This window comes from Streptomyces sp. NPDC012510 (assembly GCF_042955065.1).
Taxonomy (GTDB): Bacteria; Actinomycetota; Actinomycetes; order Streptomycetales; family Streptomycetaceae; genus Streptomyces.
Window position 1 is genome coordinate 57427 of sequence record NZ_JBIBEN010000018.1, and the last position, 23543, is coordinate 80969.

The 23543-nt window shown below is 69.6% G+C and carries 23 protein-coding genes, 1 tRNA gene and 2 pseudogenes; 10 read left to right on the top strand and 16 right to left on the bottom strand.

The features are described from left to right. Window positions 1-154 precede the first annotated feature (154 nt). The 4 genes from ACFY9I_RS29590 to ACFY9I_RS29605 all read right to left on the bottom strand — a co-directional run bounded on the left by ACFY9I_RS29590 (window position 155) and on the right by ACFY9I_RS29605 (window position 2115). Window positions 155-343 carry a hypothetical protein gene (locus tag ACFY9I_RS29590; RefSeq protein WP_391007085.1) on the bottom strand — a complete coding sequence of 63 codons (189 nt, stop codon included), beginning with the start codon at window positions 341-343 and terminating at the stop codon, window positions 155-157. Window positions 344-456: 113 nt separating this feature from the next. Continuing rightward, complete coding sequence (locus ACFY9I_RS29595) at window positions 457-999, bottom strand: DUF6415 family natural product biosynthesis protein (protein WP_391007087.1); 543 nt, start codon at window positions 997-999, stop codon at window positions 457-459. Continuing rightward, the gene (locus ACFY9I_RS29600; RefSeq protein ID WP_391007089.1) at window positions 989-1537 is read right to left on the bottom strand and encodes a hypothetical protein; all 549 of its coding nucleotides are present in this window, start codon (window positions 1535-1537) and stop codon (window positions 989-991) included. Before ACFY9I_RS29600 ends, ACFY9I_RS29595 begins: the two co-directional genes overlap by 11 nt. Further along, on the bottom strand, window positions 1534-2115 hold the full coding sequence (locus tag ACFY9I_RS29605; RefSeq protein WP_391007091.1) for a hypothetical protein: 582 nt from the start codon (window positions 2113-2115) through the stop codon (window positions 1534-1536). Before ACFY9I_RS29605 ends, ACFY9I_RS29600 begins: the two co-directional genes overlap by 4 nt. A gap of 232 nt (window positions 2116-2347) precedes the next feature. Between ACFY9I_RS29605 and ACFY9I_RS29610 the strand changes: the two genes are divergently transcribed. Next, window positions 2348-3613: a helix-turn-helix domain-containing protein gene (locus tag ACFY9I_RS29610; RefSeq protein ID WP_391007093.1), complete on the top strand. Its 1266-nt coding sequence runs from the start codon at window positions 2348-2350 to the stop codon at window positions 3611-3613. Beyond that, window positions 3610-4131, top strand: a complete 522-nt coding sequence (locus ACFY9I_RS29615) for an NUDIX domain-containing protein (RefSeq protein ID WP_391007094.1) — start codon at window positions 3610-3612, stop codon at window positions 4129-4131. Before ACFY9I_RS29610 ends, ACFY9I_RS29615 begins: the two co-directional genes overlap by 4 nt. Before the next feature lie 159 nt (window positions 4132-4290). Here the strand turns inward: ACFY9I_RS29615 and ACFY9I_RS29620 are convergent, their stop codons facing one another. The 6 genes and pseudogenes from ACFY9I_RS29620 to ACFY9I_RS29645 all read right to left on the bottom strand — a co-directional run bounded on the left by ACFY9I_RS29620 (window position 4291) and on the right by ACFY9I_RS29645 (window position 10341). Then, entirely contained in the window at window positions 4291-4644 is a 354-nt protein-coding gene (locus tag ACFY9I_RS29620) for a hypothetical protein (RefSeq protein WP_391007096.1), read from the bottom strand. A 500-nt stretch (window positions 4645-5144) separates the two neighbouring features. After that, window positions 5145-6851, bottom strand: a complete 1707-nt coding sequence (locus ACFY9I_RS29625; protein ID WP_391007097.1) for a relaxase/mobilization nuclease domain-containing protein — start codon at window positions 6849-6851, stop codon at window positions 5145-5147. Then, window positions 6848-7513, bottom strand: coding sequence for a plasmid mobilization relaxosome protein MobC (locus ACFY9I_RS29630; RefSeq protein ID WP_391007099.1), 666 nt, complete (start codon window positions 7511-7513; stop codon window positions 6848-6850). The genes ACFY9I_RS29625 and ACFY9I_RS29630 overlap by 4 nt, the downstream gene beginning before the upstream one ends. A 123-nt stretch (window positions 7514-7636) precedes the next feature. Next, window positions 7637-8519, bottom strand: a pseudogene (locus ACFY9I_RS29635) (DUF2637 domain-containing protein). 314 nt (window positions 8520-8833) lie between these two features. Then, window positions 8834-9523 carry a hypothetical protein gene (locus tag ACFY9I_RS29640; RefSeq protein WP_391007289.1) on the bottom strand — a complete coding sequence of 230 codons (690 nt, stop codon included), beginning with the start codon at window positions 9521-9523 and terminating at the stop codon, window positions 8834-8836. A gap of 12 nt (window positions 9524-9535) precedes the next feature. Further along, window positions 9536-10341, bottom strand: a pseudogene (locus ACFY9I_RS29645) (helix-turn-helix domain-containing protein). Window positions 10342-10821: 480 nt separating this feature from the next. Here ACFY9I_RS29645 and ACFY9I_RS29650 point away from each other — a divergent pair. The 5 genes from ACFY9I_RS29650 (at window position 10822) to ACFY9I_RS29670 (ending at window position 15326) form a co-directional block, all read left to right on the top strand. After that, window positions 10822-11079 carry a helix-turn-helix domain-containing protein gene (locus tag ACFY9I_RS29650; RefSeq protein WP_143640031.1) on the top strand — a complete coding sequence of 86 codons (258 nt, stop codon included), beginning with the start codon at window positions 10822-10824 and terminating at the stop codon, window positions 11077-11079. A 141-nt stretch (window positions 11080-11220) separates the two neighbouring features. Then, window positions 11221-11433, top strand: a complete 213-nt coding sequence (locus ACFY9I_RS29655; RefSeq protein ID WP_210551118.1) for a helix-turn-helix domain-containing protein — start codon at window positions 11221-11223, stop codon at window positions 11431-11433. After that, on the top strand, window positions 11433-12584 hold the full coding sequence (locus ACFY9I_RS29660; RefSeq protein ID WP_319131462.1) for a site-specific integrase: 1152 nt from the start codon (window positions 11433-11435) through the stop codon (window positions 12582-12584). The genes ACFY9I_RS29655 and ACFY9I_RS29660 overlap by 1 nt, the downstream gene beginning before the upstream one ends. Window positions 12585-12783: 199 nt before the next feature. Continuing rightward, a complete protein-coding gene (locus ACFY9I_RS29665) occupies window positions 12784-14850 on the top strand; it encodes a GNAT family N-acetyltransferase (protein ID WP_319131460.1) in 2067 nt (688 codons plus the stop codon). After that, window positions 14847-15326, top strand: a complete 480-nt coding sequence (locus ACFY9I_RS29670; RefSeq protein WP_319131457.1) for an ASCH domain-containing protein — start codon at window positions 14847-14849, stop codon at window positions 15324-15326. The genes ACFY9I_RS29665 and ACFY9I_RS29670 overlap by 4 nt, the downstream gene beginning before the upstream one ends. Window positions 15327-15384: 58 nt before the next feature. On the opposite strand, the gene ACFY9I_RS29675 is transcribed toward ACFY9I_RS29670, so the two are convergent. Both ACFY9I_RS29675 and ACFY9I_RS29680 read right to left on the bottom strand, forming a co-directional pair. Then, window positions 15385-15903, bottom strand: a complete 519-nt coding sequence (locus tag ACFY9I_RS29675; RefSeq protein WP_391007102.1) for a hypothetical protein — start codon at window positions 15901-15903, stop codon at window positions 15385-15387. A gap of 490 nt (window positions 15904-16393) precedes the next feature. Then, window positions 16394-16467: transfer RNA gene (locus ACFY9I_RS29680), tRNA-Gly, on the bottom strand. A 530-nt stretch (window positions 16468-16997) separates the two neighbouring features. Between ACFY9I_RS29680 and dcd the strand changes: the two genes are divergently transcribed. Together dcd and ACFY9I_RS29690 are read left to right on the top strand one after the other, a co-directional pair. Then, complete coding sequence (gene dcd / locus ACFY9I_RS29685) at window positions 16998-17573, top strand: dCTP deaminase (protein WP_391007104.1); 576 nt, start codon at window positions 16998-17000, stop codon at window positions 17571-17573. Between the two features lie 68 nt (window positions 17574-17641). After that, complete coding sequence (locus tag ACFY9I_RS29690; RefSeq protein ID WP_391007291.1) at window positions 17642-18154, top strand: phosphoribosyltransferase family protein; 513 nt, start codon at window positions 17642-17644, stop codon at window positions 18152-18154. Window positions 18155-18223: 69 nt separating this feature from the next. Here ACFY9I_RS29690 and ACFY9I_RS29695 read toward each other — a convergent pair whose 3' ends face one another. From ACFY9I_RS29695 to ACFY9I_RS29705, 3 genes are all read right to left on the bottom strand, one after another. After that, on the bottom strand, window positions 18224-19333 hold the full coding sequence (locus ACFY9I_RS29695) for a hypothetical protein (protein ID WP_391007106.1): 1110 nt from the start codon (window positions 19331-19333) through the stop codon (window positions 18224-18226). Window positions 19334-19543: 210 nt separating this feature from the next. Beyond that, window positions 19544-20581, bottom strand: a complete 1038-nt coding sequence (locus tag ACFY9I_RS29700; RefSeq protein WP_391007108.1) for a YIP1 family protein — start codon at window positions 20579-20581, stop codon at window positions 19544-19546. Window positions 20582-20734: 153 nt separating this feature from the next. Then, entirely contained in the window at window positions 20735-22213 is a 1479-nt protein-coding gene (locus ACFY9I_RS29705; protein WP_391007110.1) for an FG-GAP repeat protein, read from the bottom strand. Between the two features lie 324 nt (window positions 22214-22537). Between ACFY9I_RS29705 and ACFY9I_RS29710 the strand changes: the two genes are divergently transcribed. After that, on the top strand, window positions 22538-22957 hold the full coding sequence (locus ACFY9I_RS29710) for a nuclear transport factor 2 family protein (protein ID WP_391007292.1): 420 nt from the start codon (window positions 22538-22540) through the stop codon (window positions 22955-22957). A gap of 110 nt (window positions 22958-23067) precedes the next feature. Here the strand turns inward: ACFY9I_RS29710 and ACFY9I_RS29715 are convergent, their stop codons facing one another. Continuing rightward, window positions 23068-23463 carry a nuclear transport factor 2 family protein gene (locus ACFY9I_RS29715; protein ID WP_391007112.1) on the bottom strand — a complete coding sequence of 132 codons (396 nt, stop codon included), beginning with the start codon at window positions 23461-23463 and terminating at the stop codon, window positions 23068-23070. Between the last annotated feature and the right edge of the window lie 80 nt (window positions 23464-23543).

Below are 23543 nucleotides of genomic sequence, written 5' to 3' on the forward strand. Positions count from 1 at the left end.
AGTGATGGAACCCGGCCGGGGCGGGTGGAGCAACGAAGCAGCCCCGGCCGGGGTACTACCGCCCGCCGTTCTGGCAGCGGGCGGTGGTGGTGGTCCCCTCGGGGTGGGGACCGTTTCCCCCGCGGCGTCTTGCCGGAGCCCGCGAGGGCGTCTGTCAGGCGATGGCTGGCTGCCGCTGCATGAAGTAGGCGAGGGCTTGCACCTTGAGGCGGTTGAGGTCGTCCTCGCACGCGTAAACCGGTGCGTGCTGTCCGTCCCACTGCAACGGCCCGAGCCAGACCACCGGCAGGCCGGTGCGCCCGCACCCGAGCCAGCAGTCACCGATGACCCAATGCGCTTCCACAGGACAGCCTCCTTTCGCGTGGTGCAGGTGGCTCCGGGCGGGGAGAAAGGAACGCCCGGAGCCACCATCCCCGGGGACAAGGCCCGGAAGCCCCAGGGGGTCTGTGGTGCTGGTCAGGGAACGGCACGCAGTTGTGACCGCAGTGCCGCGGCGAGCCCGGCGCAGTTCCCGGTGTGGCTGTAGCCGCGGATGCCGCCGCTTGCCTCGCTCGCGTACACCGCCCGCTCGAACGGCTCGCCGTCCTCGATCGGCTGCATGCACATGCCGCACATGCGTCGCCGTACGGTCTTCTCGATCTCCCCGGCCCGGTACGGCTTGCCGAGCGGGCCCGTGTACTCGTACAGGGCGAGGAGGGCGCGGGCGACGATCGCGAGGTCCTGGACGCGGACCTCCGGCGCGGCGGAGAGGTCGTCTTCCTCCTCCTGCACGAGCTGATACGCCCAGACGAGGCAGTGAACCGCCGTACGCCGCCTCATCCCCCGCATGCGTGCCGCGAGAGCCATGGCCTCCGGCACGAGGAGCTGGACGTGCCCCCTCAACCGGCCGAGGGCCTTGTCCAGTTCCGCGGCCTCCGGGAGGCGGGCGGCCTTCAGAATCCCGGTGTACGTCTCCCGGATCACCTCCGCGTCGACCGGAGCGCCGTCACTACGCCCCACTGTCGGCCTCCTCGTCCTCGGCGGCCTGGACGGCGGTGAGGTACGGCTCCAGGAGCGCACCCCCGGGCGTCACCTCAGCGCACAGCGGTGCGCCGGTCTCCTCATGCACGGGCGGAACGAACCAGCCCCGGGCGGCCACCGTCTCCGGGTGGCACACGGCGGGCGGGGGCAGAAGGATCAGCGAGCCCGGTACGAGGAGCCGGGAGCGGGGCGCGGACCAGCGGGGCGCAGAGCCACGTTCGAGGAGGAACTCCCCGCCGGACGGGCCGAGGATGACCGGCCCCACCCGGCGGCTGGCCTCACGCATCCGCCGCACGGTGTCCTCCGCCATGGCGCCAGGGGTCAGCAGGACATCGAACCCGAGGCCCACGGGGACCTCCGCGAGCTGCCCGCGGCTCCATGCCGTAAGGACCTGCTCCAGGCGCCCGGTGGCCGTGAGCCACGGCATCGGGCCCACGGCGGGGGCCGTCCGCTCCCCGCTCGGTATCGGACGCTGCCCGGGGAGCTGACGCGCGCCCCGCAGCGTCTCCACGCTCACCGGCCGCCTCCCTCGCCCAGGGCCGCCCGCCCGGTGATGACGAGCGACTCCACCTCATCCAGGTAACAGAGGTCTCCGGGTGACTGCATCGGCAGGCACCAGTACCCGCGCCCCTTCGGCGTGGTGAGCCGACTCGCTGGGACGCCGAGGAAGTTGTCACGGCCCAGGTAGCTCACGCCGGGGAAGTCGCGCTCTTTCAACCGCCATTCAGCCGTGCCTGGTACCAGGGCGTAATACAGCTGGGCGTGGAGGTCCATGAACACGGCGCCGCCGTCGAACCACCGGGCGAGGAAGGCGTCGACCTTCCCGAGCTCGTCCGTCGTGGCCGTGGCCCACACGATGCGAGCGGGGATCCGTACGGCGGAGAGGATGCCGCCGCAGCACAGGAGCGCGATGCCCTGCTCGTCCCACTGGTGACGCGCTATGTCCCGGTCGTCCGCGGCACCAAGGAGCCAGGTGGTAGCGGCGAGCTGCCGCTCTGGCAGGGTCGTCGTGCCCGTTGCCTCAAGCACGGCGGATGACGGATCGGGGCCGGTGGCGGCGGCGGATCTCTCCTGCGTGGTTCCTGCTTGGGTCATCGTCAACGCCTTGGTCGGGGCGGAGGGGGGAGCCCCGCTCGCATGCCTCGGGGGAGAAACCTGCGGGCGGGACGGCCGACGGGGAGACGTTCACGGGTGCGTCCCTCGTGGCTGGGAGCCAGTCAACGACGCACGGACCGGGTGGGGAGACTCCAGCACGTGACTCCAACACGGAGTCAGGGGACAGTCGTTGGACATAGCATCGAGTCGCCGCTACTCGGGGGAGTCGTAGATGAGTCATCAGCCACCGGATCCGCGGGTGATCATTTCCGGCCTGCTTGGGGATGAGCGTCTGCTGCGCGCGCTGGCCGAGCGGGACATGGGCACCGTGTTCCGCATGCTCAACAGCCGAGGTGTGAGTACGCGGCGGCTCGCCGCCGCCGTCGACATCACACAGGGGCGCCTCTACGACTACATGAACGGCAAGAGCCGGGTAGAGAAGCTGACCCTGTTCGAGCAGATCGCCGACGCCTTCCACATCCCCGGCCACTTACTGGGTCTGGCCCGCCGGTCATGGGAGCCTGCCGCCGCCGTGCCGGAGCACCAGAGAACGGACCATCCGCCACCGGACGGTGACGATCTCGCGGCCATGGACCACTTCCGCAACGCGGACCGGCAGACCGGTGGCGGCCGTCTGTACGGGGCCGTGGTGCGGCATCTCTCAGACCGGGTGGCACCCCGCCTCGTCGACACCGCGATCGGTCCGCAGGTCTTCGCCGCGGCGGCGGCCTTGACGGAGATGGCCGGTTGGATGGCCCACGACTCCGGACAGGATGACCTTGCCGGGCGGCACTTCGCGCGCGCACTGCCTCTGGCCCGCACCTCCGGTGACCTCCCACTGGCCGCCCATGTCGCCGCGAGCAGCAGCCACCTCGCGCTTCAGACCGGTGACCCGGCGGCGGCCGTGGATTGGGCGCGCACCGGGCTTGAACTCGCGGCGCAGGGGCCGCGGATTCCGGCGCTGACCGCGCGGTTGCACACGATGCAGGCCCGCGCCCTGGCCGCCGCCGAACAGCACGCCCCGGCCGTCCGGGCGCTCGACGCGGCACAGCGGGATCTGGAGGGCGGTGCGGATGCTGAGCACCCGTGGCTGAGCCCGTTCGACGCCGCCGCCCTGGCGAGCGAGTCCGCGCTGATCCTCCGCGACCTGGAACGGCTCGACGACGCCCTACAGCATGCCGAACAGGCCGTCGCCCTGCGCGAGACCGGGCGGGCGCGGTCGCTGGCACTGAGCCAGATCAGCCTTGTGGACATCCACGTGCGCCGCAGGGAATTGGACGCCGCGGTACATGCCGCACACGGGCTGCTGAGCACGAGCCCGACCCTGGGGTCTGTCCGGGTCGTCCAGCAGCTCGACGAGTTGCGCCGACTGCTGGAACTGCACAAGGCGTATCGGCCGATCCGTGAGTACCTGGTGCGCTTCGATGATGCACGCAGGGCGAGAATGCTTCTCCTGGCCGATCTGATCCCGTCATCACCGGGAGGCACCCGCGCATGAGGCCCACCGCACCCGACCCCGGCGACACAGACGCCTGGAACGCCTACCTTGCCGAAGGCAACGCCAAGCAGGCCCGCAAGCGCGTTGCGGCTGACGTCTTGCTGCGTGATCCGACCGGGCGCGTACTCCTTGTGAATCCCACCTACAAGCCGGACTGGGACTTGCCCGGCGGCATGGCGGAGGCGAACGAGCCGCCCGAGGAGACGGTGGGCCGCGAACTTCTCGAAGAGCTGGGGCTGAAGATCACGGTGCACGGGATGCTGGTGGTGGACTGGGTGGCTCCGCACGGTCCATGGGATGACCAGATCGCGTTCATCTTCAACGGCGGCACGCTGCCCCAGGACCAGGCCGACCGGCTGCACCCACGGGACGAAGAGCTTGCCGAGGTCGCGTTCGTCGAGCCGGAAGAGGCCGGCGCCCGGCTCGGTGAACGTGTCCGGCGCCGCTTCACCGCCGCTATGACCGCTCTCACGGCGGGACGCCCGCTATACCTCCGCGACGGCGTTAAAGCACCCTGAGGGGAAGACACACAGAGTGGACGCACTTCACGACCGGCGTCCGTACGAGGCGCTCGCTGATCTCCTCGTGGCGATCGACGCCCGGAGGCCCCCCGATGCCGGCCTCGGGGGCCCCGGAGACAGTCCTTGCCGCGCGGGCTGAGCCCACCGCCCCTGGAACTACCGAGTGCCTTCGGCACACGCGGCGACTGCCTTCTGCAGGCCAGTGAAGTCGGTCTCCAGCGGGTTGAGGCGCTTGAGGCTGGACAGCCTGATGCTCTTCTGGCCAGGACATTGCTCGTCCAGTATCCGGGTGGGCAGGACGTAGAATGTCCACTGGCCGAGGTCCAGGGGATCGAGGGTCTGCTTGTCCTGGTGGTGCAGCAGGCAGAAAACGTACACGTCCGAGCGGCGCAGTACTTCGGCCGAGGTGGTGCCCGTCTTTGCGTCCCAGCCGGAGGCGGGCGCGATGCGGAACTTGATCTCCGACAGCTCGGTCTGCGCCCACGACTGGAGGTAGGCCGTCGACTTCACCTCGACGCGCCACCCTTCGGGCGTGCGGATGTCGGACGGTGTCCCATTCGGTGCGGGTACCAGCTGCCGCGCCCAGGGCCGTGGCCACGAGGTACTCGGCCAGGACACCGCGCATAGTGTTGTTGGCCAGGTCGGAGCAGGCCCAGCTCCAGAACTCGCCGAGTCTGCCTACAGCTTCACCGTTGGCCCGTATCGGCTCACTTCCGCTCCGGGGCGTGATGACGAGCGGACCAAGATCGGCGTTGCTCATGCTCTCCTCCTGACGACGGCCTGCGGCGAATACTGCTCAGCCTGACAGCAGCCGCTGGCAGGGGAGTTGGGCTCTCCCCGGAGTCGGGGGGCCGTCGTTGCCGGAAGCCGTTGAGGTTGGACAGCTGACGGGCCCGACTATGGCGTGGTCGGACCCGTCAGCTGTTTGCCGAACTGAAACCGGATTCCTCCGATCGACGTCTCAGGATCTCCGCATGAGCGCCGAAGACCCTGCTTGTCTGGCCGGGTGATCACCGCGACCGGTGCGGAAGGGACGTCAGCGGTGTGACCGCGGGAGGCGTTTGTTCAGCCGTCTTCGGGGCAGGTCGGGTGCGGGCAGTGGCGCTGCGGGCTTGTACGGCGCGGGGGCTGGGTGCGTGGCGTACACCGAGGCGCTGAATGCGCCAGGTGAGGACTTCCGCTGGTGAGCGGGCATCGTCCAGGGGACGCAGCCCGGCTGATTGTTGGAGCAGGGTAGCGGGGTTGTGTCCCGCGCGTTCGGCGTCCGCGAGCACGGCCGCCAGTGCGTCCCAGGCGGTCTCGTCGAGAACCTGTTCGGCATAGGATGGCACGGCCTTGCGCAGGTGCTCGGCGTAGCGGCGCGTGACGTCGGCCGGCGGCTTTCGTTCGGCGAGTCGTGCCAGAGGGACCGGTGCGGCCTGCCCGTACGCGGCCTGGAGGTGGAGCAGGGTCTGCTGCGCTGCCGCCACCTGCTGGTCGTGGTGGTGCAGAGCGCTCCTGCGGCGCACGGCGATGACAGCGAGGATGGCGGCGTCCACGAGCATGGCCACGAGGCCGTCGTCGGCCGGGTGGGAGCCTATGGTTCTCAGGGCGCCGCGTATTGCGCGGGCATGCTGATGGTCCACGCGGGCACGGGTGTTGACCGCGTACTCGAACGCGAAGGCCGCCTGGCGCAACTCGGCGCGGAGGTGGGCGGGGGCGAGGGCGGGCAGGGCGTAGAGGATCTCCCCGAACGCCACCAGGTGTGCCGAGGCTGTCGCCGGGTTGTCCTGGGCGAGGTGGTGGGGGATGCGCTCGATGGTGGCTGCGGCCTGGTGCCATGGGTTCGGCCGAAGCCGGCCTGCGGGCTGTGGGGCGGCGGGTTCGGTGGCGGCGAGGCGTTCTTGGATCTTGGGCAGGGACAGGTCGGTGGCGAGACTGGAGCCGGAGTACCAGATGGGCTCGAAGTCGGTGTTGGTGTCGTCGGGCAGGGCGACCTTGTAGCCCTTGAGGTCGCCGGAGGGCAGGGTGCGGGTTTCAACCTGCAGGCCCGCATCTGCGAGCAGGTTGAGGAACTCCTCCACGCTGTGAGCGTGGGAGAGCGCAGTGCGCACCATGCGGCGCAGCTGCTCGCGCGCGGCCCGGTCGCGTCCGTTGCGGGCGGCCTTCTCGCTCTCCGCCCGGGTGGGGCGCTTGGCGGCGGGCCAGGTGTCACGGTCGCGGTTTACCTGGTGGAGGCCGAAGTCGATCTCGATCTGGGTGAGTTCTGTCATGGCGCGGTGGTAGTCGTTCCAGTTGCGCGGCGGGCGCAGGTCGCCGCGCATCTTGGTGGCGACGATGTGGATGTGGTCGTCCGCGTGGCGCACGGCGATCCAGCGGCAGCCGTCCGGATCACCGTGTGGGGCGATGCCGGTGGCGTGCAGGACGCGGCGGGCGATGGTGGCCCACTCGGCGTCGGTCAGGGTGCGGTCCTCGGGTGCGGCGCGTAGCGAGCAGTGCCACACATGGCCTTCCGGAGCTTGGTCGCCGGCCTGCTTGACCCGGAGGTCGAGCGCCTTGACGAGCTGGTCCATCCGCTCCCTGTGACCGGGGCTGCCTTCGGGGCCGGGGTCGGGAGCAAAGCCGTCCCAGGAGGCGACGATGTGCTGGTCGGTGTGCACGGTCGCCGTGCCCGGCCCGAACAGGTAGGCCAGCACGCCCCGGGTCTTGCTGCCCGGTTTGACGATGTTCGCGATCACGCCCGGCCCGCCTTCTGCACGGCCGCCCGGAAGGCGGCCTCGTCCACGGCCTTCACCGCGTCCCGGGTTGTGGCCAGGAGGCGTTCGGCCCGCTCCAGAATGGCGGCGTCCACAGGGTGTGGATCGCCACCGGAGTTGAGGCGCCGGGCGATCTGGTTGACGTTGGTGCCGATCCGGGCGATCTGGGTGCGCAGGGCGGCGAACTCATCGATCACGTCGTCGTAGACCGTGCGCTGGTCAGGCAGGTGTGCCTCGCCGTTGACGAAGGCCATGACGACCGCGCCGACCAGGTGCGCGCCGGTGATGTCCAACGCCTTGGCCTTCGCGAGGATCCTCGCTTTCTCGTCAACGCTGTAGCGGGCATCGACACGCTCCTTACGTTGGCCGTCGCTGCTGGCTTCGCGGCGACGGGCGACACGGTAGAGCGCGGCTTCATCGGCAGCGCGCACGACGGCGGGCTGCTGCTCGGCGACGACGACTTCGCCCACCCCCTCCTGCTCCGGCACGCCCTCGTGCCGGAGTTCCCCCTCCGCCACCCCCGGGGCGAAGGCGTTCGCGATGGACCGGCCGGTGGACGGTCCATCGCCATTGCTTGCTCCGCTGTTCAGGTCAGTGGTCATCTCCTGCTGGAGGGTGGGGACTTCGTGGTGCGGGTCGTGCATGGGGCGGTTCTCCGTGGGGGCGGGTGCGTGCCGGGGGTGTCACTGTGCGCAGCCCCGGTGCCCAGCGCTTGTCGGCGCGGGGCACGGCGAGTCGGCAGTGTGGCGATCGGTGTGTTTGCGGGGTCAGGCGGTGCCGACGGGGGATGTGTCGCGTCCCCTCTGCCGCTGGGAGTCGGTTTCGTCGAGTCCATCGAGAGGCTCGGCCTCGAAGCCGTCGTACGCGACGGGCTCGGCTGCCTGGCTGGTGCGCTCGGCCTGCAGCTGGTCGCGCAGGGTGCGGGCGCGTCTCTGGCCGATGCGTAGTTCGCTGCGCAGACGCTCGGCGGTCAGCAGGTCGTCGCTCCAGCTGGAGGTCAGGAGTCGGGCCTCGTTGAGGACTTCGGCGTCGGTGCGGGTGGGCGTGCGGTCGGCGGACGACTTGGCGGTGGCACGGACCCGACCGGCCGACGGGCGCCGGGCGGCCGCGGTCGACTCCGCCGCGGTGGCCAGCCGGGGCGGTCGGGTGGCGGGGGCCGACTCGGTCGGCTGCGCGGGAGCCGATTCGGCCTGGTCAGACCTCGACCGTGTGGCCTGCCCGTCAGCTTGCTGACCAACCGACTGGGCAGAGGCTGCTTCGGCAGAGTCAGCCGACTCGGGGTTGTGGTGCAGCACCTTCGCCACGAGGTCCGACCCGAAGTAGATCGACCCGACCGGGAGCGAGGTCGCCAGCAATACGAGCGCCCAGTTCGCAGGGTCCCAGTCGGTCAGTCGGCCCCACCGGATCGACGTCGTGTGCAGGGCCGGGGTGAGGCCGTGCACGTAGTTCAGCAGGAGGCTGGCGATTGTGTAGGTCGCCAGGACCCGCAGGGCAAACTTGCGGTCGTTACCGGTCAGCACGAGCGTGGCGACCAGCGCGAGGGCCATCAGTCCGTCGACAACGATCGGGTAGAGAAAGGCGGCGGTGGAGTCGGCGCCGACGGCGCGGGCCCACGTCGGACAGCGCGTTCCACGAGACTCGGAAGGCCATGAGGACGACGGCCACCAGGCCGACGACGAGGGTCACGCGTCCCTTGTGGTTCACGCGACGACTCCCAGCGGGTGCGGGTGCTCGACGACTGGGACGAGCGCGGAGCAGGACGATGGCGGAGCGGAGGATGCGGCTGCCGGGGACGGCGGCCGGGGCTATCGGGGCGGGGGAGGGCAAGTCAGATTTCTCCGGGGGCGGGGAGTACGGACCGAAAGCGGTCTTCAAGGAAGCCGTCCGGGCCTAGGCGTTGGCGCTGGCGGCGAGCGGCGGAGGGGCTGCCGGTCAGGTGTCGGCGTCGGCACGCAGACCGCGGGTCACGCGGCCTCCTGCCGAGCCAGCGCTGCTACAGCGAGGTCAACGCGAGTGGGGTGCGGGGTCGTGCGGGGTACGTTGCCCCGGGCACGGCCGTCGAGCCCCAGGCGCCGGCTGCGGCAGGGTTCGCCCTGGCCGACGTGGCACCACCGGCACGGCACGCTGAGAGCATCGGGCTGTCCGGCGGCGACGGCGGCCTCGCGGGCGGCGCGAGCCGGCCGGTAGCGGGCGAGTTCCGCTCGGACGCGCGGCGGGATGCACGATCCGATGGTGGCGAGGCGGGCCTCGATGTCGGGGCCCGGGCTGCCGCTGGTGATCTGCCGATGAGTCGAAGGCTCAGCGATGCCGGTGGCGACTGCCTGTCGGCTGGCGACCAGTTCGTTCCGCCAGGCCGCCCAGTCGTCCGGGTCGGCGGCCGGTGTGGGGTCGGTGTGGCGGTTGAGGCGGTCGCGCCGGTAGGCGTGCCACTTGCGGGCGACGTCCACGGGCAGGATCGGGTACGGGGAGTCAAGGACGTGGGCCCGTATCGCCTCGCGGGCGTCCCAGCCGTGGGCGGTGGCGAAGGGCACGTCGTGGAGGAGCTCGTGCCACTGGGCGATCTGGTCACGGGCCTCGCCCGTGCCGGGGCGGATGGTGCGGGGGTCGAGGCGGCCGATGTAGGCCAGGACGGCGGCAACTTCGTTTCGTTCCAGGGTGGTGGCTCCTTACGTTCCGGTCGGTTCGTCGAGGGCGGCGAGCAGCGCGGCCATGTGCGCCTCGGTGCGGGTCATGCCGGCTTGCGGGGCGGGGATGCGGGTGCCGCCGGGCAGGGCGTAGAGGTTCGGGCGGCCAGGAGTGGGGGTGTGCTCCCGGGCGATCCACGCGCGCCAGTCGGTGGCCCACGCGGCGGCGGTGCGGGGCGCCCATGTGGCCCGGTAAGCGCGCCACTTCTCGTCAGCGGCGTGCAGGGCTCGCTCGCCGAGCCGGTCGAGGTGGCCGTGGTGCTGCAGCCAGGCACGGGCACTGTCGTCGATCTGCCACTCGGCGGCGGAGATGAGCGGGGCAGAGCTGCTGCTGCTCTTACCGTTCACCTTCGGTTCTCTTCTGTTCTGGGGGTCGGAATCTGCACCCCCGCCGGGTCGGATTCCGATCCCCCTTCGATGTGCTCGGCAGGGTCTGATTCCGACCCCCCGAGGGGCGGAACCTGACCCCCTTGGGGGGCCGGATTCCGGTCCCCTTCCCGAGGCTGTTCGGCGAGGAATCGGGCAGCGACCGGGAGGCAGTAGTACGTCTCTCCCCGTGGTCCCTTGCGGTCGGTGAGCTGCACGAGCTCGCCGCTGTCGATCAGCTTGGCCAGTGCGTCGCGCACGGCGGTGCGGGAGGCGTTGGCGCGTTTCATGAGGGTGGGCACGGACGCGTACGCGACGCAGTGCCGGTCGCGGCACCGGTCGGCGATCAGGGCGAGGACCATGCGGGCGGTGCCCCTGCTGCGGCTGTGGTCCCACACCCATTCGCGGGCGTCGTAGCTCATCGGGTGGCGGCTCCTAGGTGAGGGCGGGGAGGTGCGCTCGGCCCTCGTCGGGCGGTGCACGGGGGAAGGGTGGCCCGCAGCCCCGGTCTGAAGGCACGGGGGAGGGCTGGTGGCGTCGTATAGCCAAGACAGCCACATCAATGCCGCACAAGTCCAGCATTCCGCTGGGAAATCAGACAGCTGACGGCGAACGTGTGCTGCGAGGCATCATCAAAAGAATAGACCCGGATCGCCGGTTGCCGAAATAATGGCCCGTCAGCTAAAGCCAGAAGGATCACATCGGGAGACCGTTGACCTCCCGCTGCGGCGCAAGCTACAACACAACACCCCACGTCAGAGCACATCTCGGGGTGGCGAAGAGAGCGCCCGCTGGACACCCGGAACCCCAGCCGAGAGGTAACTCCCGGCCCTGCGCCGGGCGCAACATAGCCGACGATCACCGGTTAACCAAACCGGCGAATGCAAGCTACAAATGGAGCCATGGCAGCACGATCCCTGGAAATCGGTCCGGCCGGAATACGGACCGCCCGCACCATCGAAATTCTCCGCACCGAACGCGGCCTCGCCCAGCGCGAGCTCGCCGCCCGGGTCACCGCCCTCGGCCGTCCGATGACCAACACGATGCTGTCCCGCATCGAACGCGCCCAGCGCCGCTGTGACATCGACGACCTCGTCGCCCTCGCCCAGGCTCTCCGGGTCTCGCCCCTGGCCCTCCTCCATGGGATCCGCGCCGCGTAGTTCCAGGCGACGCCCGCCGAACGGTCTGCCACACCGCACCACCCCGAGTAAAGGACCCAACGCCCTTGCGCCGACCCGCAATACCCCCTGCCCTTCCCCGCTCCCAGCGCACCGCCCACACCGCGCAGGAGGTGACCGCGCATGGCTGACCGCCTCCTGACCGTGGCCGAGGCCGGCGACATGCTCGGCACGGGCGAGCGCTTCGTCCGCCGCCTGATCGCCGAGCGCCGCATCCGCTATGTGAAGCTCGGCCGCCCGGTCCGCATCCCCGAGAGCGCGATCACCGAGTACGTCGAGGCGCGCACCGTCGAGCCGGTCCGCCGCATCCGTGCCCGCTACGGGAAGGCGGCCTGATGGCGGCACGCAAGCCGCAGCGGCGGCGCGAGTTCGGCACGGTACGCAAGCTCGCCTCCGGCCGATGGCAGGCCCGCTACCTCGGACCGGACGGCCAACGGCACAAAGCACCGGAGACGTTCGAGACCAAGTCTGACGCCCAGGACTGGCTCAACCTCGTCCGCGCGGACATCGAGCGCAGCACATGGCGTGACCCGGACGCCGGCGCGGTCAACTTCGAGAAGTACGCACTCCGTTGGATGGAAGAACGCGGCCTGGCTCCCACCACCGTCGACCGCTATGACGGACTGCTCCGCCTTCACATCCTGCCGACGTTCGGCGGCAAGAACCTGGACGAGATCACCCCGCCCTCCGTCCGCACATGGCGAGCCGACCGTCTGAAAGCTACCGGCGCCACCACGGTCGCCAAGTCGTACCGCCTGCTGAAGTCCATCCTTCAGACCGCGGTCGACGACGACCTCCTCCGCAACAACCCATGCCGCATCAAGGGCGCCGGCAAGGAGGAGGCCGACGAGCGTCCCACCGCCACCATCGAGCAGGTCTTCGACCTCGCCGACGCCATGGGACCGCGCTGGCGCCTGATGGCCCTGCTCGGCGCCTTCGCCTCCCTCCGCCCGGAGGAGCTGGCTGAACTACGCCGTCACAGTGTCGATCTAGACGAATGCTCCCTGCGCGTCACACAGGCTTCGCCGGAGCTGACGAACGGCAGGCGCGTCACCGGCGACCCCAAGACCCGGGCGGGAAAGCGCACCGTCTACCTGCCCGATTTTCTGCTCCCGGAACTGCGTCGCCACCTTCGGTGGTTCGCCGAGAAGGAGCGGGACGGACTTCTCTTCATCGGGGAGAAGGGTGCACCCTTCCGCCGCTCGACCTTCGGCCGCAAATGGCGCAAGGCGAGGGCCAAGGTCGGCATGCCGGACAACTTCCGCTTCTACGACCTACGGCACACCGGCAACACCCTGGCTGCCGACACGGGTGCCAAGCTGAAGGACCTCATGGTCCGCGCCGGCCAGTCCTCGGAGCGCGCCCAGCTGATCTATCAGCACTCGACGGCGAAGCACCAGCGCAGGCTGGCCCATGCCATCGACGCCGAGGTACGGCAGCAACTGCGAAAGCCGGACGCTGAGGGGCGGCACGCCGAGGAAGCGTGACACCCACGGTCGTACGGATCTCGGTTGGACAGCTCTTGGCCGGGGTCCGTACGGCAGTAGCCGCTCCGTGACAGCCTCTGCAGTACCGTGCGCCCCTCGTGCCCCCTTGAGGGTTGGCCTCGGTTGAGATCAGCTTTCCCTGTATGTACTGACAGGGGAGTTGAGGTCGGCCTTGGCCGACCCTTCTGGAGGGGGAACGATGGCGGTCAAGGTTCTTCCCGCGTTGCCTGCGCAGGTCGAGTTGATCGACAAGGCCGTGGCGCTGGGCGATCGCTACACAAAGACGCTGGGGCTGCTGACGCCTCCCGCGTATCGGCAGGCGGCGGAGAACGGAGGGCTCCTGGTCGCCGTCGATGGGGACGAAGTGATCGGCTACGCGCTGTTCGGGCTCCCGAAGAGGAGTGCTCACATACGTCTCGCCCACCTGTGCGTTGCGGAGGAACAGCGCGGCCGGGGTATCGCCCGACTGCTGGTGGAGGCCATCAAGCAGCGCTATCCCCAACGGCTCGGCATCAAGGCCAAATGCCGACGGGACTACGAACTCAGCGACATGTGGACGAGCCTGGGGTTCGTCCCGAACGGTGAGGTGCGCGGACGCGGCCGGGATGGGGAGATCCTCGACGGATGGTGGCTGGACCTCGGGCACCCGGACCTGTTCACGGAGGTGGAGAGCGACGCGCTGCTGGTGGTGACCGTCGACCACGGTGTCTTCGCCGATCTGCGCGGACTCGCCGAAACGGCCGATGCGGAGGAGTCCCGCGCGCTGGAGGCGGGCTGGATGACGGACCTCGTCGAACTCGCCTACACGCCCCAACTGGTCCACCAGATCCGGGACGTCGGCGATACCGCCGAGCGTCAGCATCAGCGGGCAGCGCTCCACGGCCTACGCCAGCTCACCCCTGCCTCCGAGGCTGTGGCCGAACGAACGGCTGAGCTGCTGAAGGCAGCCGTGGAGTCGCTTGCCGACCTCCCCGTCGACGCGACACTCCGACGCTGCCTGCACTATGTGGCCGAGACATCGTGCGCTGGCCTTCAAGTCCTGGCCACCCGGAACCCACTCCTGTCCCGTCTTGCCGACGTGGCTTGGGAAGTCGCCCGTGTCCGCGTCGTATCGCCCTCCACCGTGACGCTCCACGTGGACGAGTTGCGGCAAGCCCAGGTGTATCGCCCGGCCGATCTGATGGGCACGGAGTTCCGGTCGAGCGAGGTGGCACCAGGTGCGGAGGACGAGCTGGTGGCCTTCTTCAACCAGTCGGGCGGCGACGACGGCTCGGCTTTCGCCGAGCGCCTTCGGTCGCTCACGGATGACACGGTCGCGTGGCGTCGCGAGCTGCTGAGAGACGGCCAGGGCCACCCGGTCGCCCTCTACGCATGGGCGTTGGACGGCCGGACGCTGATCGTCCCCGTGCTCCGCACCGCAGATCATCCGCTGGAAGAGACTCTGGCCAGGCAGATCCTCTTCCTGCTGAAGCGTCAGGGGCGCGACTGCGGGGCGGAGACCGTACGCATCAGCGACCCGTATCTCCCAGCGGTTGCCAAGGCCGCCGCCGGGGACGACGGCTTCTTCGAGCACGACGGCAAGTTCGTGGCCCTCCTGGTGGACGTGTGCGGTACAGCAGCAGAGGTGGAGGCGGTGGCCGGCGGACTCGCTCGTGAGCTGACCGTGGAGGCAACTGCCCTGCACGCGCAGATGCCGGCTGAGGTGGCCGCTGTGGTGGAGCGCGCCTGGTGGCCGGCGAAGGTCATCGACTCCGAGCTGCCGTCCTTCCTGCTGCCGATCAAGCCGCGCTGGTCCACCGAGCTGTTCAACGTCCCGGCCATGCTCCTGCTGCGCAGCCACGTCCTCGGCATCAGCAGGGAGCACGTCTACTACCGTTCCTCGGGGCGCCGAGGCGAAAGCGTTCCCGCCCGCCTCCTTTGGTACGTCAGCGACGGGGGCGCCCACATGGACGGTCAGATGGTGGTGGGGAGTTCGCGCCTCGACGAGGTGCTTATCGACACACCCGACACCCTCTTCTCGAAATTCGAACACCTGGGCGTATATGGTCGGGCGGAGGTACAAGAAGCCGCTGATGCCTCCGGCCACGCCATGGCGCTGAGGTTCTCGGACACCGAGATCTTCCCCAAGCCGGTGACGCTGCGGCGATTGAGCTCGCTGGCCAGGGAGCTAGGACTACCGTGGTCGTCGAACATGCTGATCTCGCTGTCGAAGATCAGCAACGAGCTGTTTCAGGCGGTCTACAAAGAGGGGCACCGAAAGACGTGAACGATCCGGAACGCGCGATGCTGCTGTCCGTCCACCCGCGCTTCGCCACCGCGATCCTGGTCGGCAGCAAGACGGTGGAGGTCCGCCGCCAACGCGTCGCAGCCCCTCCCGGAACCCGAGTTCTGCTCTACGCGACCGCGCCCACCATGGCCTTGGTGGGCATGGCGCGCATTGCCGCGGTACATGTCGCCTCTCCCAAGGAGGTCTGGTCGGCCCACCGCAGCCAGACGGGGATCACCCGGCGCGAGTACGACGCCTACATGAACGGTGCGACCCAGGCGAGTGGTCTGACGCTGGAGGATCCGGTTTCCTTTGACGAACCGGTGACACTCGGGGCATTGCGGGCTGCGGGGACGTTCCACCCTCCCCAGAGTTACCGCTATATGAAGGGCGATGACCTTCGCCAGGTGGCGGTTGCAGGACCGGTCGTAGGCACCGCTCTTCGTGAGGTGCTGGGAGACCTGGTGCCTGCGTAAGGTCGCGGTCGGAGTCCTGCGCGCTCGGAGATTCTGGTGCGGGACTTGCCGTACATGATCAGCCGAAGAGCAGCGCCGCCCAGGGCTGAGCCGGAACCACGCCGCCGTGGTGTGAGCACGCACCTCGTCGGCCGATTGAAGTGGACGGCCATCCGTCGGCGCAGTGAGCAGGCGACGGCATCTCGACCCGTCTGACTTCGGTGGGCGCCCGTTCTATCCGGGAGGCAGCGGCGGCGAAATCGGCCCCGAAGCACTCTCGGTGATCGAGAACAACGCGTGCTGCCTGCCCGGCCAAGGCCCGCTTCTCGGAGTACGCCCTGGATATGTCCAGCTCGGTCGCGGAGATGGCATCGAGGCTTCCCAGGTCTTCGGGGAACTCCGCCCCGAGCTGCAGGATGCTGATGTTCGGGTCACCGGCGAACACCATGGGAATCCGCACGGCGCGGGCCTTGTCGCTCAGGGCCAGTGCCTGGGTCCGGTGTGGCTGGCACATGGACTCGTGCTCATCGTCCTTCCATCCGTTCCAGATGCCAACACCGAGGCCGGCGAACACAGCCACGGTGACGAGGGCGACCACAGTAAGGATGGCCCGTCGCTCCCGTTCCGCCTGCTGTCTTGCTCTCTCGGCCCGAGCCCTCGCCTCCTCTGCGGCGGCTTCGCGCTCTGCTCCAGTGGCATGGTGTCGGCAGCCCTTCCCGATCTCCTGCGGGAGCTTGCATGGCGACCCCTTCTTCGTGGGGCGACCACAGCGCGCTGCCGCTCGGCGCCTTCGGGAACGGTCGTACCTGGTGGGCATGCCGGGCATTGTGAACCACCCGGCCACACCGGCGCCGCGCAACCGGCCCTTTGCGTAAGCGACTTGGCCGCCATTTGCTCGACCTGTGGCGCGGATCACATGAAATGTGTCTCGCCATTTGAGACGAACGAGGGCCGGGTGGCGCAAAGTGATGCCCGGAGGCCCTGGAGGTGGCTGCTCGGCCCCGACTTAGGGCACGCAGAGGGCACGCAACCCTCAATTTGGTCTAGACAACAAACAAACCCCAGACCGCTGACCTGGGGTTTCGTCATGGAGCGGGTGACGAGAATCGAACTCGCGCTCTCAGCTTGGGAAGCTGATGTTCTACCATTAAACTACACCCGCGTAAGACGCCGGTTGTGCCGGTGTCGGAACGCGTCGTCACTTTACCTCATGTCGGGCCCCGCGCGCTGAAGGCGTGGGGCCCGGTGGTGTTTCCGGGGTGGGGATGGGGCTGCGGGGCGCGGGAGTTGGGGCGTACGGTGGAGGCGCGGAAGAGGGGCTGGGTGGGGCTCGGAAGGGAACGGAGTGCCGCCTGGAGGGCCGTCCCAATGATCCCGTAATGTGGCTTTCGTCGTGAGGTCGACGCAGGTCGACAACCAGACGCGGCTCTTGGGGAAGGGACTCTTGGACTTGATGGAGCGCACCGTCGTCCGTTGTGCCGATGGGCACGTGTTCAGCACCGCTTCGTTCCCGATGCAGCAGGCCGAGCGCCTCGGCCCCGGTCGGCTCATGCGCTGTCCGCGCTGCGCCCGGATGCGCAGTGTCGTGCCGGTGGCCTTGCAGAAGCGGTAGCAGCGGTCAGCAGGAGAAGGAGAGGCGCGCGGGTCCGTCCTGGTTGTGGGCGGTCCGCGCGTCTTGCGTATCCTCGGGGCGTGCTTCTCTCAGACAAGGACATCCGGGCCGAGATCGATGCCGGCCGGGTGCGGATCGACCCGTACGACGAATCCATGGTGCAGCCGTCGAGCGTCGACGTGCGTCTCGACCGCTTTTTCCGGGTGTTCGAGAATCACCGGTATCCGCACATCGACCCGTCCGTCGAGCAGGGCGACCTCACGCGGCTCGTGGAGCCCGAGGGGGACGAGCCGTTCATCCTGCATCCGGGCGAGTTCGTGCTCGCGAGTACGTACGAGGTCATCACGCTCCCCGACGATCTCGCCTCGCGGCTGGAGGGGAAGAGCTCCCTGGGCAGGCTCGGGCTCGTCACGCACTCCACCGCCGGGTTCATCGATCCCGGGTTCTCCGGGCACGTGACCCTGGAGCTGTCGAACCTCGCGACGCTCCCCATCAAGCTCTGGCCCGGCATGAAGATCGGGCAGCTCTGTTTGTTCCGGCTCAGCTCGCCGGCCGAGTTCCCGTACGGCAGTGAGCGGTACGGGTCCCGGTACCAGGGGCAGCGGGGGCCGACCGCCTCCCGGTCCTTCCTCAACTTCCACCGGACACAGGTGTGACAGTGACCGGCGGGACCGGCGGGACCGGCGGGAGCAGTGGTGCCGGCGCCGTGGGTGGTGCCGGCGCCGTGGGTGGTGCCGGGGGTGCCGGCGGTGTTCGCGAGAACCTGACCTACGAGGCGTTCGGCACGGCCGTGCGCGAGCTCGCGCAGGCCATCGCCGACGACGGGTACGAGCCCGACATCGTGCTGTCCATCGCTCGAGGCGGCGTCTTCGTGGCCGGCGGGCTCGCCTACGCCCTCGACTGCAAGAACATCCACCTCGTGAATGTGGAGTTCTACACCGGTGTGGGCACGACGCTCGACATGCCCGTCATGCTCGCGCCCGTCCCGAACGCGATCGACTTCTCCGACAAGAAGGTTCTGATCACGGACGACGTGGCCGACACGGGCAAGACGCTCAAGCTCGTCCACGACTTCTGCCTCGGCGCCGTGGCGGAGGTGCGGTCGGCCGTGATCTATGAGAAGTCCCACTCCCTCGTGAAGTGCGACTACGTGTGGCGGCGGACCGACGAGTGGATCGACTTCCCGTGGAGTGTCCTGCCTCCGGTACGTAGGCCGGGTGAGCCCTCCGGTACGTAGGGTAGGCCGGGTGAGCCCTTCGGGACGTGGCCCCGGCCAGCCCTTCGGTACGTAGGCCGGGTGAGCCGGTCACGACCGTGTGGCAGTCCCGCACCCCGCTTCGCCGGCCTCCCGCATGCGCGTCTCCATCGACGTGCTCCGGTCGTACGGGTCGACCTCGGGGCCGTCGCCCGCCCGCGAAGTCGCGCGCTCCGCGCTGAACTCGGGGGTGAGGTAGCCGGTGAACGTGTCGCAGCCGCCGTTGGTGGTGTCCACCTTGTAGGAGACGAGGGAGAACGTACCCGGCTCGATGACGACCTTCGCCGGGTCGTCCCAACTCATCACGATCTCGCGGCGCACGATGGTGCGCGCGACCTCGTCGCTTCCCGCCGCAGCGCGTACGACCGGATACACGTATGTGACATCGGTGGTCACCTCGACCGCGCCGCGCTTGCCCTCTCGGTACGTGATCAGCCCTCGTGTCTTGACCACATCCCCGACGAGCCGGACCTTCGTGTCCTCGAACCGGCTGAACAGCAGCAGAGGATCGTTCTCACGGCTGGGCGAACGGAACGCGGTCGCCAGGTAGTCCCGGACATCCCGCTGATGAGGGTTGATCAACGCGATCGCCTTCCTCGGGCGCTCCCCGAGCAGCACACCGGGATCCAGGCTGGACGCGGCGAGGAAGTCGCGGGTCTCCTCGAGCGCCCGCGCGACCTGCCCCTTGCTCATCCAGCCGGTCGCCCGTGCCTCGGGCAGGCCGATCCCAGCCGTTCCGTCGCCCCACCGCGCCGCGGGTGATCCTCTGAACGGCTTCCGCATGGTCGGAGGCTGGGCTGCCGCTTCCGCGGGCGGTGGTTGATCCGGACGTTCCGACTCCACGGCGAGCGGCGTGCTCTCGCCGCCTCCGCCTCCACCTCCGCCTCCGAACCAAGCAGCCACCCGCCCTGGAGCCAGCGCCACGACCAGCAAGGCGACCGCGACCAGCAGACCGATCGCGTACCAGCCCTTGCCTCCCCGCCGTCGGGGCGGTTGGTGGCTCCGCCACGGTTCCGGTCGGCCGGTCTCCTCCCGCAACCGCGCCGCCACCATCCGGGCCCGCGCCGACGGCTCCTCGGGCGCGCCCTTGCTCCCCGCTTCGGCTTCGCGGAGGAAACGCTCCCACTCCTCGTCCGGTATGGACTCCCCACCCTTGCCCACGACGGGCCCCGCCCTTCTCAGCCACCCGGCCCATGCCCAGGTCGTTCATCTTTGTGCATCATCACACAGCGCCACTCGGCTCCATGATCACCGCTGGTGGGTCGCCGGGGGACCGAGACGCCGTCGACGATCCCCCGAGGTCAAGCGCGGTGAGGGGCTCCCGGCTTGTCGCCGGGAGCCCCTCACTCGTCACCTCGGGGTGCGGTACGCCTAGAACGTACCCAGCTTGATCAGCGACAGGATCGCCACGAGTTGGATCGCGGACGCGCCCAGCGCCTTCGGCCACGGGAGGTCGTGGGACTTGGAGACCATCAGGGTCAGCAGGGCGCCGGCGGCGACCCAGGTGATCCAGCCGAGGATCTGGACGAAGGACGCGTCGCCGCCCGCGAACATCGCGACGACCAGACGGGGCGCGTCCGTCAAGGTCATGATCAGCATGGAGAGGCCGACCGTGGGCTGCCAGGCGCCGTCGCCGCCGAGCTGACGGGCCAGGGTGTGGGTGACCACGCCCAGGACGAAGATGCTCACCACCATCGTCACGCCGGTGACCAGCACGATCGGTACGGCGGCCGAGAGCGTCGCCTTGATCGCCTCTTCGCGCGCGTTGTCGAACCCGAAGACGGCCAGGAGGCCGTACAGGAACGTCACGGTGAGGGCGGGGCCCCACACCGTGTAGTCGCGCATCGCCAGGAAGGTCTGGTTCGGGCTGGTGATGATGCCTTTGAGGAGCGCCTTCCAGGGCAGCCGCGGACCGAGCGGGGCCGCGGGCGCGTGACCCGCGCGGTAGGGCTCGCTCTGGTGGTACGGGTCCTCGCCGACGGCGAACATCTGTGTGTGACCCGGGTTGTTGGCCGCGTACGGGTCCGGGCCGGCGCCGTGGTGCGAACCGTCGTCGCCGAAGTACTCCGGCTCGCCGTGGTTCCCGGGGTTCCCCTGGGGCCCGCGGTTGCCGTGGGTGCCGTAATGGCCCGGGTGCCCGCCGCCGTGCGTCTGGGGCCAGCCCTGACCGCCGCCCCGGCCGCCGCCGTACGGCGGCGCGGGGGGCGTCTGGGGATAGCCGTACGACGGGCCGCCGGCCTGCGGGGCCTGCTGTCCGTACGGAGGGTTCTGCGGTCGCGCTTGAGGAGCGCGGTTGTCCCGGCCGCGTCCGATCCTGAATCCAGCCACGTCATCGAACGTACCTGTTCCCGGACGGTCGTGTGCCGGGCCGGGGCCCACCGGCGCGGCTTTGCGGCCGAGCTGTGACATCCCCTAAGGGTCCGTCAGGGAGGCATCAGGGAGGCATCGGGGAGGCATTTGGGAGGCACCAGCAGATCGTCAAGGGTTCTCGTCGCGGGTTCTCGTCAGGGGTTTCCGTCGGGGGTTCTTTCGATGGTCTCGCCGGGGCCGCCTCCGGGCGTCTCAGTGGCTGCTCAGGAACCTGCCGTACGACAACGCCGTCGTCGGGGACGGCAGGCCCAGGTTCTTCGGGGTGAGGGCGTAGGAACCGGTGACCGAGGTCTTCGGGAAGACCCAGACGCCGCCGGAAGCCGTGTTCTCGCCGGGGCTGCCGACGGCCGTTTCCGGGGTGCCGTCCTTGTCGAAGTCGCCGGTGGCGACGGCCGCGCCGAAGGCGTCGGAGGCCTCGGCGGCGCCGGGGACGCCGGGCCGGGCCTGGTGGTACGGCACGGACGACGCCTCGCCGAACCGGTCGACGATGCCGCCGGCGTGGCCCAGCAGCAGCGTGGCCGCTCCGGCCGCCGCGCGGGTGCCGATGGCCTCGCCGGGGGCGCCGGCGATCAGGTCGTCGCGGCCGTCGCCGTTCCAGTCCAGTACGGCGAGGGAGGCGCCGAAGCGGTCGCCGTCCTCGGCGACGCCGTACACGCCGACCGTGTCCTGGTTGAGGGTCTGGGAGCGGAAGCCGAAGGAGTTCGCGTGGCCGTAGAGGACGTGGATGCCGCCGCCCTCGGCGTACGACTCCGGGCCGCACGGGTCGTCGATGTTCTCGTCGGCGATCTCGCGGCACTCGCCGAGGGCCAGGTCGTCCAGGCCGTCACCGTCGAAGTCGCCGACGGCGAGCGCGGAGGCGGCGCCGTTGTCGGCGTTCCAGGTGTTGGCCATGCGCCGCTCGGCCGGGTCCCAGGACCAGAGCCGTACGTGCGACTGGGTGTGGGGGGCGTTGATCGTGTGGAAGGCGAGGGCCAGGTCGTCGGTGCCGTCGGCGGTGAAGTCGCCGGTGGCCAGGAGCGGGGCACGGCCACCCATGGGGGTGGCGAGGACGGTGGTGACGACCACGTCCTCGCCGTCGTCGACGACGGCGCGCAGGACGACCTTGTCCCGGCCGCCGGTCACGATGTCCCGGCCGCCGTCGCCGGTCAGATCGGCGGCGGCCACCGACCAGCCGTACGCGGCGGAGGCGGAGGGGCCGGTGATGACGTTCGACCCCGGGCCGGGGCGGCCGTTCGTGGCGCTCTTCGCGCCGCCGATCACCTGGACCAGGCCCGCGTCCTTGCCGCGCCCGCTGATGTCCTCGCCGGGCGCGCCGACGAGCAGTTCGGCCACGCCGTCACCGCTGGTGTCCACCAGCGCCACCGCCGCGCCGAAGCGGTCGCCCGCCTCCGGGGTGCCGGGGACCTCGGCGGTCGACTGGCTGATCCGGATGCCGCCGTGCCTGCCGACGCCCTTGGTGCCGCCCCAGAGGACGTTCACATAGCCGGCCTTCGCCTTGCCGTTCACGGTCGCGTCGGGGACGCCGACGGCGAGGTCCGGATAGCCGTCGGCGTTGAAGTCGCTGGTCACAGGGGAGGTGGGCTGGGCCACCGCCGGGTGGGGGAGGAGAGGCAGGGTCAGTGCCGCCGCGGCTGCGCCGGCGGCGGCCAGGGCGTATGTCCGTCTGTGCACGGGGGGCTCCAGGTGGGTGGCCGGATGTCGGGGATGGTGGCTGGTTCACCTGTGTGACACCTGGAGGTCGTGCGGGGTTGTGCGCGTCGGGGTCTGCGTCTCGGGGTGGTGCGTGTCCGGGGTGGTGCGTGTCTGGGGGTGTGCCGCCGGTGTTCGAGATTCTGGCGGCGGGGCGCTGCCCGCTCCCGCGGGGGAGTCGCACGGACGACCGGGCCGAAGCGGTGGCGCATCCGATGTTGCCCGGTGCGGATGTGGCTATACTCGAGAAGTAGTCAAATTTGATGAGTCACTCAACGTCACCTCACCGAAGGAGCCTGTGTGATCCTGCCCCAGACCGGCTATGCCCCCACCGCCGAGGACCGCGCGAGCCTGGACGCCTGGTTCGAGGAGTACGACGGGCACTGCGTCAGGAACGACGTCGAGCACATGGCGGACATGGCCGTCTTCCCGCTCAACCTGATCAGCGACGACTCCGCCGGCAACGGCAGGTCGGCGCAGTGGGACCGCAGGCAGTTCATCGCCACCATGTCCCACGTCATGGGGGACGGCAGCCAGGAGGTCGCCTTCCGTAACACCCGTACGCCCGTCTTCCTCTCCGCCTCCATGGCCGTGGTGTTCACCCACTCCTCCGTCACCATGGGCGACCTGACTCAGGAGACGGACTACGCCGACGTCCTCGTCCGCAGGGACGGAACCTGGGCGTTCCAGACGATGATCCAGAGCGGCTGGGGCGACAACCTGTAAGGCCGGACCCAGCCGGACCCCCGGGACGGTGCCACCGGAGGGCACGTCACCCGCTCCGGTCTCGTCGGGCGGAGTCGGTTCCGGGGGAGAGGGCGTCTGTGGCGGGGCGGCTAGGACCAGAACTCGCTCTCCTTGTCCATGTCCTCCTGGCACTCGTCGATGTCGGTGAACTTGTCTCCGACGATGCGGAAGACGAGGCAGCCGTTCTGCTCGATCCGCTTGTCGCCGCGCTCGGCGGTGTAGCGGTGTACGGAGACCGCGTGGCCGCGCCCGTCCACGCAGACATGGCTCAGCTCGACGTCGAAGGTCCCGCCGGTCTCCTCGTAGAGCCGCTGGTACAGGCCGATGATCGAGTCCTGGCCCTTGAAATCGCCCGACAGGAGGTGGCTGCCGGGGACGTGGTGCGTGCAGTCCGAGGCCATCAGGCCGCGGAGGGTGTCCATGTCGCCGCGCTTGAAGGCTTCGTAGCCCTTGCGGACGAGGGTTGCGTTGGGGTGTTCGGCCATGATGATCGCCGGCTTTCCCTGGTTTGTTCGCTTTGTGATGGCAAGTCCCATTGTCCGTCCGCGCTCGGCCGGTGGCGCGG

Bases quoted from the DNA above. Each gene is read 5' to 3' on its own strand.
- ACFY9I_RS29605 (WP_391007091.1), bottom strand. From the start codon at position 2,115: ATGACCCAAGCAGGAACCACGCAGGAGAGATCCGCCGCCGCCACCGGC.
- ACFY9I_RS29610 (WP_391007093.1), top strand. From the start codon at position 2,348: ATGAGTCATCAGCCACCGGATCCGCGGGTGATCATTTCCGGCCTGCTT.
- ACFY9I_RS29615 (WP_391007094.1), top strand. From the start codon at position 3,610: ATGAGGCCCACCGCACCCGACCCCGGCGACACAGACGCCTGGAACGCC.
- ACFY9I_RS29630 (WP_391007099.1), bottom strand. From the start codon at position 7,513: ATGCACGACCCGCACCACGAAGTCCCCACCCTCCAGCAGGAGATGACC.
- ACFY9I_RS29650 (WP_143640031.1), top strand. From the start codon at position 10,822: ATGGCAGCACGATCCCTGGAAATCGGTCCGGCCGGAATACGGACCGCC.
- ACFY9I_RS29655 (WP_210551118.1), top strand. From the start codon at position 11,221: ATGGCTGACCGCCTCCTGACCGTGGCCGAGGCCGGCGACATGCTCGGC.
- ACFY9I_RS29660 (WP_319131462.1), top strand. From the start codon at position 11,433: ATGGCGGCACGCAAGCCGCAGCGGCGGCGCGAGTTCGGCACGGTACGC.
- ACFY9I_RS29665 (WP_319131460.1), top strand. From the start codon at position 12,784: ATGGCGGTCAAGGTTCTTCCCGCGTTGCCTGCGCAGGTCGAGTTGATC.
- ACFY9I_RS29700 (WP_391007108.1), bottom strand. From the start codon at position 20,581: ATGTCACAGCTCGGCCGCAAAGCCGCGCCGGTGGGCCCCGGCCCGGCA.
- ACFY9I_RS29715 (WP_391007112.1), bottom strand. From the start codon at position 23,463: ATGGCCGAACACCCCAACGCAACCCTCGTCCGCAAGGGCTACGAAGCC.